This is a genomic window from Micromonospora sp. C28ISP2-4 (assembly GCF_030519385.1).
GTDB lineage: Bacteria > Actinomycetota > Actinomycetes > Mycobacteriales > Micromonosporaceae > Micromonospora > Micromonospora tulbaghiae.
On sequence record NZ_JAUMKG010000001.1, the window covers coordinates 1,467,455 to 1,480,713 of the forward strand.

Annotated in this window: 10 protein-coding genes, 1 tRNA gene and 2 pseudogenes; 8 read left to right on the forward strand and 5 right to left on the reverse strand. The window is 70.7% G+C overall.

Annotated features, from left to right (window positions below; genetic code table 11):
- Positions 1–59 precede the first annotated feature (59 nt).
- From Q3W68_RS07060 to Q3W68_RS07070, 3 genes are all read left to right on the forward strand, one after another.
- Positions 60–131 (forward strand) — tRNA-Lys (locus Q3W68_RS07060).
- 42 nt (positions 132–173) lie between these two features.
- Positions 174–605, forward strand: a complete 432-nt coding sequence (locus Q3W68_RS07065) for a hypothetical protein (RefSeq protein ID WP_302904649.1) — start codon at positions 174–176, stop codon at positions 603–605.
- Positions 606–764: 159 nt separating this feature from the next.
- On the forward strand, positions 765–1,331 hold the full coding sequence (locus Q3W68_RS07070) for an NUDIX hydrolase (protein WP_302904650.1): 567 nt from the start codon (positions 765–767) through the stop codon (positions 1,329–1,331).
- Here Q3W68_RS07070 and Q3W68_RS07075 read toward each other — a convergent pair.
- Positions 1,332–2,752 (reverse strand): annotated as a pseudogene (locus tag Q3W68_RS07075) (helix-turn-helix domain-containing protein).
- Between the two features lie 526 nt (positions 2,753–3,278).
- Here Q3W68_RS07075 and Q3W68_RS28280 point away from each other — a divergent pair.
- From Q3W68_RS28280 to Q3W68_RS07090, 4 genes and pseudogenes are all read left to right on the forward strand, one after another.
- Positions 3,279–3,581 (forward strand): annotated as a pseudogene (locus Q3W68_RS28280) (hypothetical protein); the annotation flags it as partial.
- Entirely contained in the window at positions 3,578–3,874 is a 297-nt protein-coding gene (locus tag Q3W68_RS28285) for a hypothetical protein (protein WP_368045724.1), read from the forward strand. The pseudogene Q3W68_RS28280 and the gene Q3W68_RS28285, both read left to right, overlap by 4 nt.
- 27 nt (positions 3,875–3,901) lie before the next feature.
- On the forward strand, positions 3,902–4,639 hold the full coding sequence (locus Q3W68_RS07085; RefSeq protein ID WP_302904652.1) for a class I SAM-dependent methyltransferase: 738 nt from the start codon (positions 3,902–3,904) through the stop codon (positions 4,637–4,639).
- Between the two features lie 98 nt (positions 4,640–4,737).
- Positions 4,738–5,256, forward strand: coding sequence for a cupin domain-containing protein (locus Q3W68_RS07090; protein WP_302904653.1), 519 nt, complete (start codon positions 4,738–4,740; stop codon positions 5,254–5,256).
- 83 nt (positions 5,257–5,339) lie between these two features.
- Here the strand turns inward: Q3W68_RS07090 and Q3W68_RS07095 are convergent, their stop codons facing one another.
- Both Q3W68_RS07095 and Q3W68_RS07100 read right to left on the reverse strand, forming a co-directional pair.
- Entirely contained in the window at positions 5,340–6,818 is a 1,479-nt protein-coding gene (locus Q3W68_RS07095; protein ID WP_302904654.1) for an endo-1,4-beta-xylanase, read from the reverse strand.
- 289 nt (positions 6,819–7,107) lie between these two features.
- The gene (locus tag Q3W68_RS07100) at positions 7,108–7,539 is read right to left on the reverse strand and encodes a helix-turn-helix domain-containing protein (RefSeq protein ID WP_302904655.1); all 432 of its coding nucleotides are present in this window, start codon (positions 7,537–7,539) and stop codon (positions 7,108–7,110) included.
- A 222-nt stretch (positions 7,540–7,761) separates the two neighbouring features.
- On the opposite strand from Q3W68_RS07100, the gene Q3W68_RS07105 reads away from it, so the two are divergent.
- Entirely contained in the window at positions 7,762–8,568 is an 807-nt protein-coding gene (locus tag Q3W68_RS07105) for an NADP-dependent oxidoreductase (protein ID WP_302904656.1), read from the forward strand.
- A 16-nt stretch (positions 8,569–8,584) separates the two neighbouring features.
- Here the strand turns inward: Q3W68_RS07105 and Q3W68_RS07110 are convergent, their stop codons facing one another.
- Together Q3W68_RS07110 and Q3W68_RS07115 are read right to left on the reverse strand one after the other, a co-directional pair.
- The gene (locus Q3W68_RS07110) at positions 8,585–12,688 is read right to left on the reverse strand and encodes a trypsin-like peptidase domain-containing protein (protein WP_302904658.1); all 4,104 of its coding nucleotides are present in this window, start codon (positions 12,686–12,688) and stop codon (positions 8,585–8,587) included.
- Between the two features lie 15 nt (positions 12,689–12,703).
- A complete protein-coding gene (locus Q3W68_RS07115) occupies positions 12,704–13,021 on the reverse strand; it encodes a CU044_2847 family protein (RefSeq protein WP_036345426.1) in 318 nt (105 codons plus the stop codon).
- Positions 13,022–13,259: the final 238 nt, after the last annotated feature.

Below are 13,259 nucleotides of genomic sequence, written 5' to 3' on the forward strand. Positions count from 1 at the left end.
CGGAGGGCCGATGCGCGACGCGCGCCCGGCTGATCGGGTTCGGGTAACCTGTGCCGTGCGGGCCGCTAGCTCAATGGCAGAGCTGTGGACTTTTAATCCATAGGTTCAGGGTTCGAGTCCCTGGCGGCCCACTCCTCCACAGGTCAGCGGTCCCGCTCGGGGCCGCTGTTGCCATGATCGAGGCCGGTACCGCAGCGAATTACAGCAGACCAACCGCCAGTCTGACTTCCGCGTCGGGGATGCTCTCCGAAGCGGCGGTGGACCGAACAGCTGGAGGGCAGACGATGACGGACGGACCGCTTGTGCGCAATTCGCGGCTGCTCGGCCTGTTCGTCGAGATCGTTCGAGGGCCCGAAGGAACCCTGCGGGCAGTAGAGACCGCCGGCCGTGGCATCACGGCAGAGGCACGCTGCACACTGACAGTGGTCGCAGACAAGATGACCATTAGCACCGGCAGCCCAGCCGAGGCGCGTCAGAGAAGCCTCGCCTGCGCCGACCGACTCGTCGAACTTGGCGCCATCGAGGATGACCTGAGCGACTTGTGGTCCGCGACCGAGAAGGCGATCTTGATGAGGCCGCGTTTGAGGCAAGCCTCCTGCGAATAGTCATTCGCCTGGAAGCGTGGCCTCAATCCTGGCCGCGCCTGTCAGCCTGATGAGCAGGGTTCGTACATCCGGCGCGGAGGAAGCGGCGGTCGGGCCCGAGTCGAGTCGTCGGGGCACCGCTCGACAGCGCTCCGGCACCACCGGTCGGATACTGGCCGAGTGACGGACGAAGTGGCTGGCAGGTCGACGCGGTGGACGATTCATGGTGAGCGGGTCGTGGACGGCAGCCGACGCTCCCGGCTGAGCATCGCGGATGTTGAATTGCCGGACGGGATCCGATTCGAGCAGTACGTGATCCGGGCGCCCCGGTCGGCCATGGTGGCCGTTCTCGACGGCCAGGAGCGGCTGCTGCTGATGCGGCGGCACCGGTTCGTGTTCGACCGGTGGGTGTGGGAGCTGCCGGGCGGCTACGTCGATGAGGGCGAGGATCCGGCGAAGTGCGCGGTCCGGGAGGTCGAGGAGGAGACCGGCTGGCGTCCGGAGGCAGTAGAGCCGTTGCTGTCGTTTCAGCCGTGGGTGGCGACCGCGGACGCGGAGAACTTGCTGTTTCTTGCCCGGGAGGCGGAGCACATCGGCGCTCCCGTGGACGTCAACGAGACCGAGCGGGTGGCCTGGGTGCCGCTGGAGGAGGCGCGGCGACTCGTCTCCGAGGGTGAGATCGTTGGCGCCGGCACGGTGATCGCAGTATTGGAGTTGGTGGCGCGTAAGGCTCGGGGTGAGCTGTAGTCAGCGCCGTTGGCCGAGCGCCGCGTCGACCCGGGTCATGAACTGCCGTACTGCTGGCTCGCGACGGTGGGGTGTCAGACCGGTTTGCAGATCGCGCACGTAGCGAACGGCACGGGCCGACCGTAGCTGCGCGGTCAGGGTGAGGGCTTCCGTCCCGACGGCGCTGGCACGTTCCGGCTCGCCGTGGCGAGCATGGACGCTGGCCAGCAGGGCGAGGTTGAACGCTTTGCCGCGTACGTAGCGCTCGTCCATCTTCAGGGAGCGAGCGGCGAAGCGTTCGGCTCGACGGTGTTGGCCGAGCGCGTGGAAGCAGTGGCCGAACTTGGCTGACAGGTACGCCTCGTCGAAGTAGCCGAGCCATTGCGGGTCGCTGCTGCGGTCCGCGCGGTCGAGGGCTTGCTCTGCTTGGTGAAGCGCGGCGGCGCAGTCCCGTTCCTGAAGGGCGACAGCGTGAGCGTGGGCTTCCATGACCAGCGCTTCGGCAGTCAGGACGGTGAGACCGGCGCGCTGTGCTGTCTGCCGGGCGGCACGGGCGAGGTCGATGCCCGTGGCGGCGTGCCCGAGGTAGGTGGCCTGGTGGCTCATCGCGGCGAGGATCTCGGCGCCCAATCCGGCGTCGCCGGCCGTTCTGGCCAGGTCGAGAGCCTGAGTGAGGTAGCGCTGGGCAAGGCCGTGTTCGGCCATGTCGTACGCCTGCCAACCGGCGAGTTGGGCCAGTTCGGCAACGGCGGTGAGCAGTGTGCGTCCGGTCGCCGGGTCGTACCGGCCCTCGATGACCAGGGGTGTGACCTCGTGGTGCAGAAAGCGGGTGACATTGTCGCGCGCGTGCCCGCCGCCGTACTGGTTGTCGAGTCGCCGATAGGTGGCGGCCATCTGGCGGATGGTGTCGATGTCGGGTTGACCGACTGCCCGCCGCCCCTCCTGCTCGACGGGCTGCGCTGTGGTGGCGGTGAACCAGCGTAGGGCGGGCAGGGTGTATGCCTGGAGCTGAACACTGTCTGGCGAAGCATGTCTCGACGGTTCACATCGCCTTCCCATAGCTGCGCGGCGGCCCGGACGTCCTCGCGCCAGGACCGGTTGGCCGGCACGTCACTGTGCCGACCGCGGGAGTGATCCGCCATGGCCGGGCGATATGACCGCTGGCAGGGCGCGAGGCCCAGGGTCATCCGGGCGCCGTCGGGCATGCCACAACCGGTGGCGATCCGTTCCAGCACGTCGATCGAGGTCACCCGTCGGCCGGCGATGATGCGGCTGACGTAGCCCTGCTCAAGGCCGACGGCCGCACCTATGCGGGTTTGGCTTGCACCCGTGTGCCGGGCGAGCAGCCGGAACAGTGCGCCTATGTCACGGCTCGCCAAGGCGGTGTGCACGTCCCCTCGCGACCAGAGGTCATCAGGTATCCGGAGATTCCCTAGCAGCACAACGGCTCCCAGCGTTGTCGGGCGACTACCCAAGGTGCTCAGCCCGGAGCCTACGGTCGGCGCACCGGCAGGTCGAGTGTGCTCATGTCACCGTGACATGACCTCTCGACATGGTCGCCAAAGCTCAGTCAACGGAACCGTGTCCGGCATGAACTTCGATGCCGACGACCCGAATGGCGTGCCGGAATGGGACGCCGTCTCCGGCCCTGAGCGGGCAGCCTCGTGACGACGCGTGGCCACCTGGACCAGTTCTTCCGGTGGCTGCTCCGGCAACCCAAGCCCCAACCACCGCCCCGGAGAGGGCAGCAGTACCAGGACGCCGAGTACGTGGCGGCTCGCCAGCGGTTACTCGATCACGCAGCGCAGCTACGGCGATCCCAGGACGACCGAGGGCCGGCGCCGGACGTCCCGACGAAGCAGCGGTGAGCCGGATGGCCGTCGGCGGGCGCGGCCGGATGCCTCCGAGCAGGCGGCACGTCTCGTACGAGGAGTACCTGATCGCGACGGCCCTCACTTTCGCCCGGAGGCATCGGCCGGTCTGGTGCTGGCGCAAATGGCGGCGGATCTGCCGCTGCGGAGCCGACCTGCCGTGTGGTGCCTGGCACCGAATTCCCATCAATCGTGGCCACTGGCCGGGAGAGGACCCGCAGTGAAGGACGACCAGGAGCAGGCGATCCTGGCCGTGCATGTCCGAGGCCTCGACGGCATGTGCACCGGCTGCCGCGCCTGGTGGTCGCGGCTGACTCCGTACCCGTGCTGGCAGGTTGAATGGGCGACCAGCCGGCAGGCACGGACGATCACCGCTCGTTTCCTGGATGGTGTGCGGTGACCACCCACGGTCCGGTCATGCCGGTATGGAGCTGTGGCGGCTGCGATCTGCCCTGGCCGTGCCCGACGCGGAAGCAGGAGCTACGCGCGGAGTTCGCCGGCGCGCCGGTGTCGCTGGCGCTCCACCTCGGCTCCTACCTCGTCCAGGCCACCGAGGACATGCCGTGGACGCCGGCCGGGGTGCTGCACCGCCGCTTTCTCGGTTGGACGAGAGAAGCCGACCGACCGATGCCAGCAGTACGGCGGCGGCCGCCCTTGGCGGAGATCACATCGAAATCGGTGCCCCCACGCTAACGTTCGTTAGGGCTAGGGTCAGCGACCATGATGAATGCGGACCGGCACCTGGGGCTGGGGCACGGCAGCGCGTTCGGTGAGCGCGGGGTGGCGAAGAGGCTGGGCACGCTGAGCCGGCACACATCGCTGACCGGGCGGCGATTACTGGAGATCGGCTGCGGGGACGGCACGTACACGATGCGGCTGGTCGGCGCGTTCGAGCAGATCGAGGCCGTGGACATCCAGCAGGATCGGCTGGAGCTGTTCCGGAAGCGGCTGGCCGACGACCCGGCGGCGGCCCGGAAGATCAACGTGCGGGAGCTGTCCGCTACCGAGCTGGACTATCCGGACGAGAGCTTCGACCTGGTCACCGCCATCGAGGTGGTGGAACACATCGACGACCTCGACGCCGCCCTGCGGCAGGTCCATCGCGTGCTCGTTCCCGGCGGCCGCTTCGCGCTGACGACGCCCAACCGGTGGTTCCCGTTCGAGACGCACGGGTTCCTGATCCGCGGGAAGCGGTACCGGCCGGCGCGGGGCCCGTTTCTGCCGTGGATCGTGCCGCTGCACCGGCGGCTGGCCGACGCCCGTTCCTTCACCGCCCGCGGCTTGTCCGCGCAGCTCCGGCGGGCCGGGCTGGAGCCGGTAGCGGTGGACTACATCATGCCGCCGTTCGACCGGTCCCGATTCGGGCGTCGTATCCGGCCGGTGACCGACGCGGTCGAGCGATCGCCGCTGAAGTTCTTCGGCATGGCCCTGGCGGTGGTCGCCCGCCGACCGGCGTGACAGTCCACCAGGACGCCCAGGTTTAGCGGCTTTCCGGATGGCTATGAGGGGTATCGATCCGCAGACCCCATGAGCAGACCCGCGAGCGAGGAGAGCCGATGGCCAGCGGTGCGATCCCGTCCGACGATCCGACCCGTACCCTCGTCCACGCCCGTCCCGACGACCCCGCCCTCACGCACCTCGCCATCGCGGGCGGCACCTACACGATCCTGGTCACCGGCGAGCAGACGGCCGGCCGCTACTGCCTGATCGACATGCGTGTCCCGCCCGGCGGTGGGCCGCCGCCGCACCGGCACGACTTCGAGGAGATGTTCACGGTGCTCGACGGGGCTGTGGAGTTCACGTTCCGGGGCGAGCAGACCGTTGCGCGGGCCGGGGACACGATCAACATTCCGGCGAACGCGCCGCACTTCTTCCGCAACTCGTTCGACCAGCCCGCGCGGCTGCTCTGCATGTGCACCCCGGCCGGTCAGGACGAGTACTTCCTGCGCGTCGGCGACCGGGTGGACGGTCCCACCTCGCCGCCGCCGGCTCTCACCGACGAGGAGCAGGCCGAGCGCCGGAACCGGGCCGCCGCGCTGGCTGCCGAGTACCGCTCGGAGTTGCTGATCGGCTGACACGGGCAGCACGCGAGCACAACGCAAACGGCTCACCGCCGCGGCCGAGGCCACGACGGTGAGCCGTTTTCCGTACGAGGAGGTCAGCTCGCCGCGACGAGCTGGAACCGCTGGTTGGCCTGGCCGTTGCAGTCGTAGATCTGCACCTGCTGGCCGTTGCCGGTGCCCCAGACGTCGAGGCAGCGGCCGGACTGGACTCCGCTGATGGTGCCGTTGGAGTTGACGTTCCACTGCTGGTTCGTCTGGCCGTTGCAGCTGTAGATCTGGACGGCCGAGCCGTTGCCGGAGCCGGCGGCGTCCAGGCACATCGAGCCGTACACGGTCAGTTGCCGGCTGGAGGTGTAGGTCCACCGCTGGTTGGTCTGGCCGTGGCAGTCGTAGAGCTGCACCCGGGTGCCGTTGCTCTGCGAGGAGTTCGGTACGTCGATGCACCGGCCGGACTGGGTACCGACGATCCGGCTCGCGCCGGTGGTCGGCGGCGGCGTGGTCGGCCCGGCGGTCGGGGTCGTAGTCGGGGTCGCGGTCGCCGTTGTGGTCGGCGTGGGGTTGGGCGTGGCGGCGTTGAGGGCGTTGAGGACCGAGGTGTACGCGGCCTTCTTGTTGCCGCTGCCGTCGAACAGCAGCGGGTTCTCGTTGGAGCGCCACGAGTCGCTGTCGCGTACGCCCCACACGGTGATGCCGATGCAGCGCGGCACGTTCAGGCACGCCTGGGTCAGACCGGCGTACTGGCTGGTGGACGAGTTGGTGACGTCGACCTCGGTCAGCGCCACGTCGACGCCGAGGGCGGCGAAGTTCTGCAGCGTGGTCTGGAAGTTGCCGGGCAGCGAGCTGCCACCGGTGAAGTGGGTCTGGAGGCCGACGCAGTCGATCGGGACGCCGCGGGACTTGAAGTCCCGGATCATGTTGTAGACGCCCTGCGTCTTGCCGTACGACCAGTTCTCGATGTTGTAGTCGTTGTAGCAGAGCTTGGTCGACGGGTCGGCGGCCCGGGCGGTGCGGAACGCCACCTCGATCCAGTCGTTGCCGGTGCCCTGGAGGTTGGAGCTGCGGCGGCTGCCGTCCTCGTTGAACGCCTCGTTGACCACGTCCCACGCGGCGAGCTTGCCCCGGTAGTGGGCCATCACGCCGTTGATGTGGTCGATCATGGCCTGACGAAGGTTGCTGCCGTTCAGGCTCTGCATCCAGCCGGGCTGCTGCGCGTGCCAGGCCAGCGTGTGGCCGCGGACTTGGAGACCGCGCTGGGTCGCCCAGTTGTAGATCTGGTCGCCGGAGGAGAAGTTGAACTGGCCCCGGTTGGGCTGCAGCGCTTCCGGCTTCATCTCGTTCTCGGCCGTGATCATGTTGAACTCACGCGCCGCGATGGTGCTGTACGTGGAGTCGCCCAGCCGGTTCGCCGCGATGGCGGTGCCGAAGTAGCGGCCCGACTGTGCCGCGGCGGCACCGAGCGTGCTCGCCGCCGCCTGGGCCAGGCTGGGCACCACGAGCGCGGCACCGGCAAGTGCCAGCGCGCTGGTGACGGCGGCCAGCACCACGCGGTGGCTGCGCCTCGGTAGATGTTTCATGACACTCCTCTGCATATCGGACGATGATGCGCTGGCGATGCCCGGCTGGACGCGGGTGGGAGCCGGCGGTGCGCCCACCCCCGCGTCACTGCCCTGAAACTTTTCGAAGATGTACCGGTAACTTCCCTGGGAAGATATCCGCGACGGCATGATCGGTCAATGTCGATGTCAACGCGAACATGGACTCGACCGGCTGATCAGCGCGGGAGTCCAGAGATGTCCGTGAGAGCGAAACGCGACGAGAGCTGCAACCAGGGCCGAAAGTTTCGGAAAATCCCGGCGCGGCCGGTCAGCGATCGGCTGCGGCGTCGTACCGCTCGCGGTTGGCGTGCACCTCGTCCATGTGCGCCTCGGCCCACACCTTGATGCCGTACGTCAGCCGGTGCAGCGACAGGCCCAGGTCGGTCAGTTCGTAGGTGACAGTCACCGGCACGGTCGGCGTCACGGTGCGGGTGACCAGGCCGTCGCGTTCCAGTGAGCGCAACGTCTGGGTGAGCATCTTCTGGCTGACCCCGGCCAGCCGGCGGGACAGCTCGGAGTAGCGCATGACCTGCGGCTCGGCGTTGTTGTCGGGACCGTCACGGCCCAGCGCGGCCAGGATCAGCGCGACCCACTTGTCGGAGATCCGGTCCAGGAGTTGCCGGCTCGGACAGCCGGCGAGGAACGCATCGTACTCCTCCCGCGCCTGCGCCCGCTTCTGCGCCGCCGTCTGCGTCGGCATCGTCCGCGCCTCCCACCCCGGGGTACCCAACGCACTCCGAAGTGCGTACTTCCCGAAAGAAAGTTACCCCTCCATCGTGGAGCAGGTCGCCCCTCAAAACCAAGGAGACACCACAATGGGTACGCGTACCTTCCGCGCCGCCGTCGTCCGCACCCCGGGCGGACCCGACGCGATCGAGATCGTCGACGTCCCGCAGCGCGAGCGGGGCCCGGCCAGGTCCGGGTGGCCGTCGCCGCGGCGGCGGTCAACCCCGTCGACCTCGGAGTGGCGGGCGGCTTCTTCCACTCGCTGGGGCTGATCGACCAGCCGCACCACACCGGCCTGGGCTGGGACTTCGCCGGCACCGTCGACGCCGCCGGCCCGGGCGTCGACCTGACCGCCGGCACCCGGGTCGCCGGTCTGGTGGTCGGGTTCGACCGCGACTACGGCACGTACGCCGAACAGCTCGTCGTGTCGGCGGCCGACCTCGCCGTCGTACCCGATGATCTGGACCTGGTGGCGGCGGCGACGGTGCCGCTCAACGGCCTGGCCGCGGCGCAGGTCGTCGATCTGCTCGGCGAGCCGCCCGCCAGCGGCCGGCTGCTGGTCACCGGGGCGGCCGGCGCGGTCGGGGGGTACGTCCTCGCGCTCGCGGCGGCCCGGGGATGGCGGGTGACCGGCCTGGCGCGGGCCGCGGACGAGAAGTTCGCCCGCAGCCTCGGCGCCGACTTCACCACCGCCGCCGAACCGGGCTGGGACGCGGTCGCCGACGCCGCCGCGTGGCAGGAGCAGGCGCTCGCCCTGGTCCGCGACGGCGGCGCGTTCGTCGGCGTGCGGCCCAACGCGCAGCCGGCCGCCGAGCGCGGCGTCACCGTCCGCGTGATCGAGACCCGCGCCGACGGTGTACGCCTCACCGACCTGCTCGCCCGCACCGCGACCGGTGAGCTGCCGACCCGGGTGCACGCGGTGCTGCCGCTGGACCGGGCGGCGGACGCGCACCGGGCGATGGCCGAGGGCGGGGTACGCGGGCGCTACGTGCTGCGCCCCTGACCAGCGGCGACGCCGATCAACAGCGCACCGCCACCCGAGCGACCGCACGGTCGGCGGCCTCGGGTGGCAGGTCGCTCTGAACGCCGACGTCCAACGCCAGCAGCCCCTGGTCAAGGCCGACGAGCAACGTTCCGCCGACCGTGCAGCAGGTGAGCGCCGGGTGATAGACGGGAATGGTGTGCACTGCCCGTCCGGTGGACGGATCCCAGATCCGCACCGTCCGGTCCCGGCTGGTCGAGGCGAGCAGATCCCGGCCACCGACGCGCACCAGGCTCAACCCGGTGACGGCAGCCGTGTGGCCGGTGAACACGCCCACAGGTTCGCCCCACTCGGCGTCCCACAGACGGATCGTGTGATCGGCGCTGGCCGACGCCAGCATCCGGCGACCCGCCACGACGAGGCCGCAGAGCGCGGTGACCGCATCCTGGTGTCCCTGCCGGGTCCAAACCGGTGTGTCACCACCGCCCCACAGCATTACCGTGCCGCTCTTGTCGGCCGACGCGAGCGCCTCCACGCTGGGCCACCGGACCGTCGCGAGGGCGGTCACCCAGGCACGCGTGACGTGCCCGAGCAGGACCGCCCGGACGACGCCGGTCTGCGGGTGCCAGAGCCGGATGGCCTGGTCGTCGCCGGCCGACGCGACGAGCGTCTCACCGCCGATGACGATCGGGCAGACCGCCGCCACCGGGGCGTGGTGCTCGGTCATCGCCCCCTCCTGAACGCCGTGCCGCACACTCCACGTCCCGACCGTGTTGTCGTCCTGCGCGGTGACGAGCAGCGGCTCCTCGACGTCGTCGACCGCGCACATCGCGTTGACCGGCCCTCCGGGAGTCGGAATCTCCTTCAGCCGCTCGCCCGTGGCGGCGTCCCAGATCCGCACCCGGCCGTCGGCACCGCCGGACGCGACCAGGCCCGGTCGCTCGTCAGGGACCGCGCAGAGGCTGTGCACGGGCCCGAGCCGGTCCCGCTCGGCGACCGCGTCGGGTCGGCCGCCGGCCGGGTCCCACAGCCGCACCGTGCCGTCGTCACCCGCCGTCGCCAGCATCCGGTCCTTCGCCGTGCGCAGCTCGCAGACCGCACGGATCCAGCTCGCGTGTCCCCGCAGGCTCGGCCGGCTGGTCCAGGTCGGCACGTCCCAGACACGAATGAGCCCGTCCTCACCCGTCGACACGAGCAGGCAGCCCTCGTCGACCTCGACCGTGCAGAGATCGGTGACGGGTCCGCCGGTTTCCAGGACGTGGACGCATTCGCCGCTCTGCGGATCCCAGAGCCGGACCGTGCCGTCGTAGCCGGCCGAGGCGAGCAACGTGCCGCCCGGCGCACGAACGGCGTAGAGGGTGGTCACCCAGCCGACGTGTCCGGTGAGAGTCAGCGTCGGGCGCGTGCCGCATGTCGGCTCCCAGACCCGTACCACGCCGTCGAAACCGGTGGACGCGAGCAGGTGCCGGCCGCCCGCCGGGACGTACGTCACGGCGGTCACCCAGCCCGAGTGCCCGGTCAACGCGTAGCGCTGCGTCCCGGTCACCGGATCCCAGATCCGGACCGTCCGATCGTCGCCCGCCGAGGCGAGCAGGTCGCCGTCCGGCAACGGGATGACGCAGATGTTGCGGACCCAGTCGTCGTGCCCGCGCAGTTCGTGCCGGCGCTGACCGGTACGCGGATCCCAGAGGCCGACGGTCCCGTCGTGGCTGGCGGTGGCGATCAGCGTCTCGCCGGCCCCGGTGCGGACGGCGCACAGCCCGCGGATCGTGTCGTCGTGACAGGTGAGGACCGCCACGGCCTGGTTGGTCAACGGATCCCAGAGCCGGACCGTGCCGTCGTCCCCGGCGGATGCGAGCAACCACCGCTCGTCCAGCTCGACGGCCGCCACGTCGTAGACGGCCTGCGAATGCCCGTCCAGCACGCTGCGCTCCTGCCGGGGCGGGGTGTGCGCCCAGCGCGCGCGGTACGGCGCGGCGTCGGCCTCGATCCCGCTGTCCAACCCGTCGAGCCGGTCGACCACCGAGAAGAGAGCGGCGCGCTCCGCCGGCGCCGCCGCGACCGCGAGCGGCGTGCGGTGCAGCAGCCGCACCCGTGATCGGGACAGCGGCTCCAGTGGTCTCTCCACGTCGACGACCGAGAGCAACCGCTCCAGGTGCGCGTGCAGAAGGTAGCCCTCGTCGGCGAGGAGCCGTTCCACGAGCCCGGCGCGGGAGGCGTGCTGGGGCAGCGAGCGCCGCAGGTAGTCGGGCACCGAGGCCCATCCCACCTCGGCCGCCAGGTCCGTCCAGGCGGCGACCAGCCGTCGCTGGTCGTCCCAGCGGGTCGCCCCGGCCAGTAACGCGTCGTTGAGGGCCTGGTGGAACAGGCGGTACGCGGGCTCGCTACCGCCGCCGGTCTCGACCAGGAAGTTCGCCGCCGACGTACGGGCGAACGCGAGGAGTTCGTCCTCCGTGACCGTGCCGCCGAGCGCGGTCACCGCGGTCCGCCAGAGCGACAGCGGCAGACCCGGCGTCTCGGCGTACGCCAGGGCGGTGAGGGCGAGCCGGGCGGAGGCCGAGCCGGCGGCCGGCAACCCGGCCAGGTAGGAGTCGAGCGCATGGGCCACTGTCGCGGTGAACGACACCGAGGCCGGGTCGACCGGCGCGATGTCGCGCAGCGCGTGTGCCCGGGCGACGAGACCGGCCACCAGGAAGTTTCCCTTCGCCAGCTCGGCGATGCGGCGGGCCAGCGGGGCAGCCGCCGCCGGATCGTTGTACGGATTGCCCGGCCGTTCCGCGCCGAGCAGCCGCAGGGTCGCCAGGGCGTAGTTCACCAGATCGGCCTCGGCGAAGTATTCGGGCGTGTCCAGATCCACCAGCTCGACCGGGCCACCGAAGCAGGAGATCAGGTCGCCCCGGTCGTCGCCGCGCCGGGTGCCGACGACCACCCGGGCGCCGTACCGGCCGCACTCCCGGGCCAGCGGCAGCAGGAGGTCGTCGACGACCTGCCGCGCCTGACCGGGGTCGGCCGTCTCGTCCAGCGCGTCGATGACGAGCGCGAAGCGAGCCGGACGACGCGCCAGCCGGTCACGTACCGCCGGCATCAGGTCGGCCGGTGCAGCTGGCAGGTCGACGGCGGCGGCCCGTGCGATCTCGACCGCCACCTCGAGCGCGGTCTTGCCCTTGGCGTGCACGGCGCAGGACACCGAGCCGACAGTGGCCCGCACGGCGTTGTCGCCGCCCGGCAGGCTGTCCCGGATCTGCTGGTCGGCCGTCGTCACGACGCGTCCCAGGACGGCGGACTTACCGACCCCGGGTGAGCCGGTGACGATCAGCGGCCCGGTCACGGGCGCCTCCCCGTCGATGAAGTCGACGATCCGCCGGAGCGCGGCCGCACGCCCCCGGAACCGCGCACCACCCTCGGTGTCCACGGCGACGCCCCGCGCCCGGGGCAGCCAGTGCCGGCCGGCCTCGCCGTCGGTGCTCAACGTCCACCCCCACGCCGAGAGCGCGGCGTCGTCGGCGTCCTCGACCCGCCAGGCCGACAACGCGCCCAACGTCATGGCCGGCACCTGTTCGTCGGCGTGGCTCAGGGTGACCGCCTGGCCCTTTCCCTTGCCGTCGGCCGTGACGACCACGCCGACCACCGCCTGATACTCCGGGGACCACACGGCGCCCCCGCTGAACCCCTTGCTGAGCGGCCCGGCGGCGCCGCTGTCGATGGTGACGTGGCCGTACCCGCCGGCTTCGACGACGGAACCGGTCGCCTGAAGGCCGCCGACCACTCCGGCCGGGAAGCCGTACGCCCAGAAGGGACGGTCGAGCAGCGGTTGGGGGGCGAGGCAGCGCAGCCGGGCCGGCGTGACGGTCGCCGGCACCGGCTCGACGAGCTCGAGGACGACCAGGTCGACGTACGCCTCCCGCATGCCGTCGTGCCGGCACTGCCGGACCTTGCGCCGGTCGAAGTAGGCGACCTTGGGTGCGCGCGGAAAGGCGACGGTGAGATCGGGGCGGAGGGTGCCGTCGGCGGTGAACGCCACGTGGTGGCAGGTGAGCACCAGGTTGGTGGCGATGACGATGCCGGTGCCGAGCGCCGTGTGCGGGTCCGCCTCACGGTGCAGAGCCACCGCCCACGAGCACTCGTCCGGGGCCGTTGTCACGGGCTGGCCCGTCCGTCAGCGCCGTGGGCCGGCGCCGCGGTCGGTGGGGCCCTCCGGCTGCCAGGCGAGTGTGACCTCGAAGTTCGCCTCTCCGGTCGCCTTCGCCACCACCCAGCTCGCCGTGCCGGTGGCCTTGATCCCGAAGCGCACCTCCACCGCGTCGGGAGAGACGGTCTTGACCTGTTCCAGCAATTCCCGGGCGGCGGCGACTGCCGGCGCCGCGGATTCGCGTACCCAGCCGGCGACGTCGCCGAAGCCGGCGGGCTGGAAACCGGGCGTCGGCTCGACTTCGATCAAGGCAACCGTTTCGTCGTCGACCTGGTAGCGGACCACCTCAGACTGCACGGTCACCTCCGTGACGTATTTCAGGAGAACAGGCGGGAGGGGTCGCGGCGGAGCGGAAACTCCGGCCCTCTCGCCGGTCTGCCATGCTGCCCGTTGTCCTTGTCACTTCGCAATGGTCCGGCCGGCGAACCGCGCCGAAGCGCCCGAACAGGCGTTTCAATCGGTGCGTCCAGGCAGGACCGCTGGAGATCAACTGCGCGATCCTGTCGGCTTTCGTCAGCGAGAT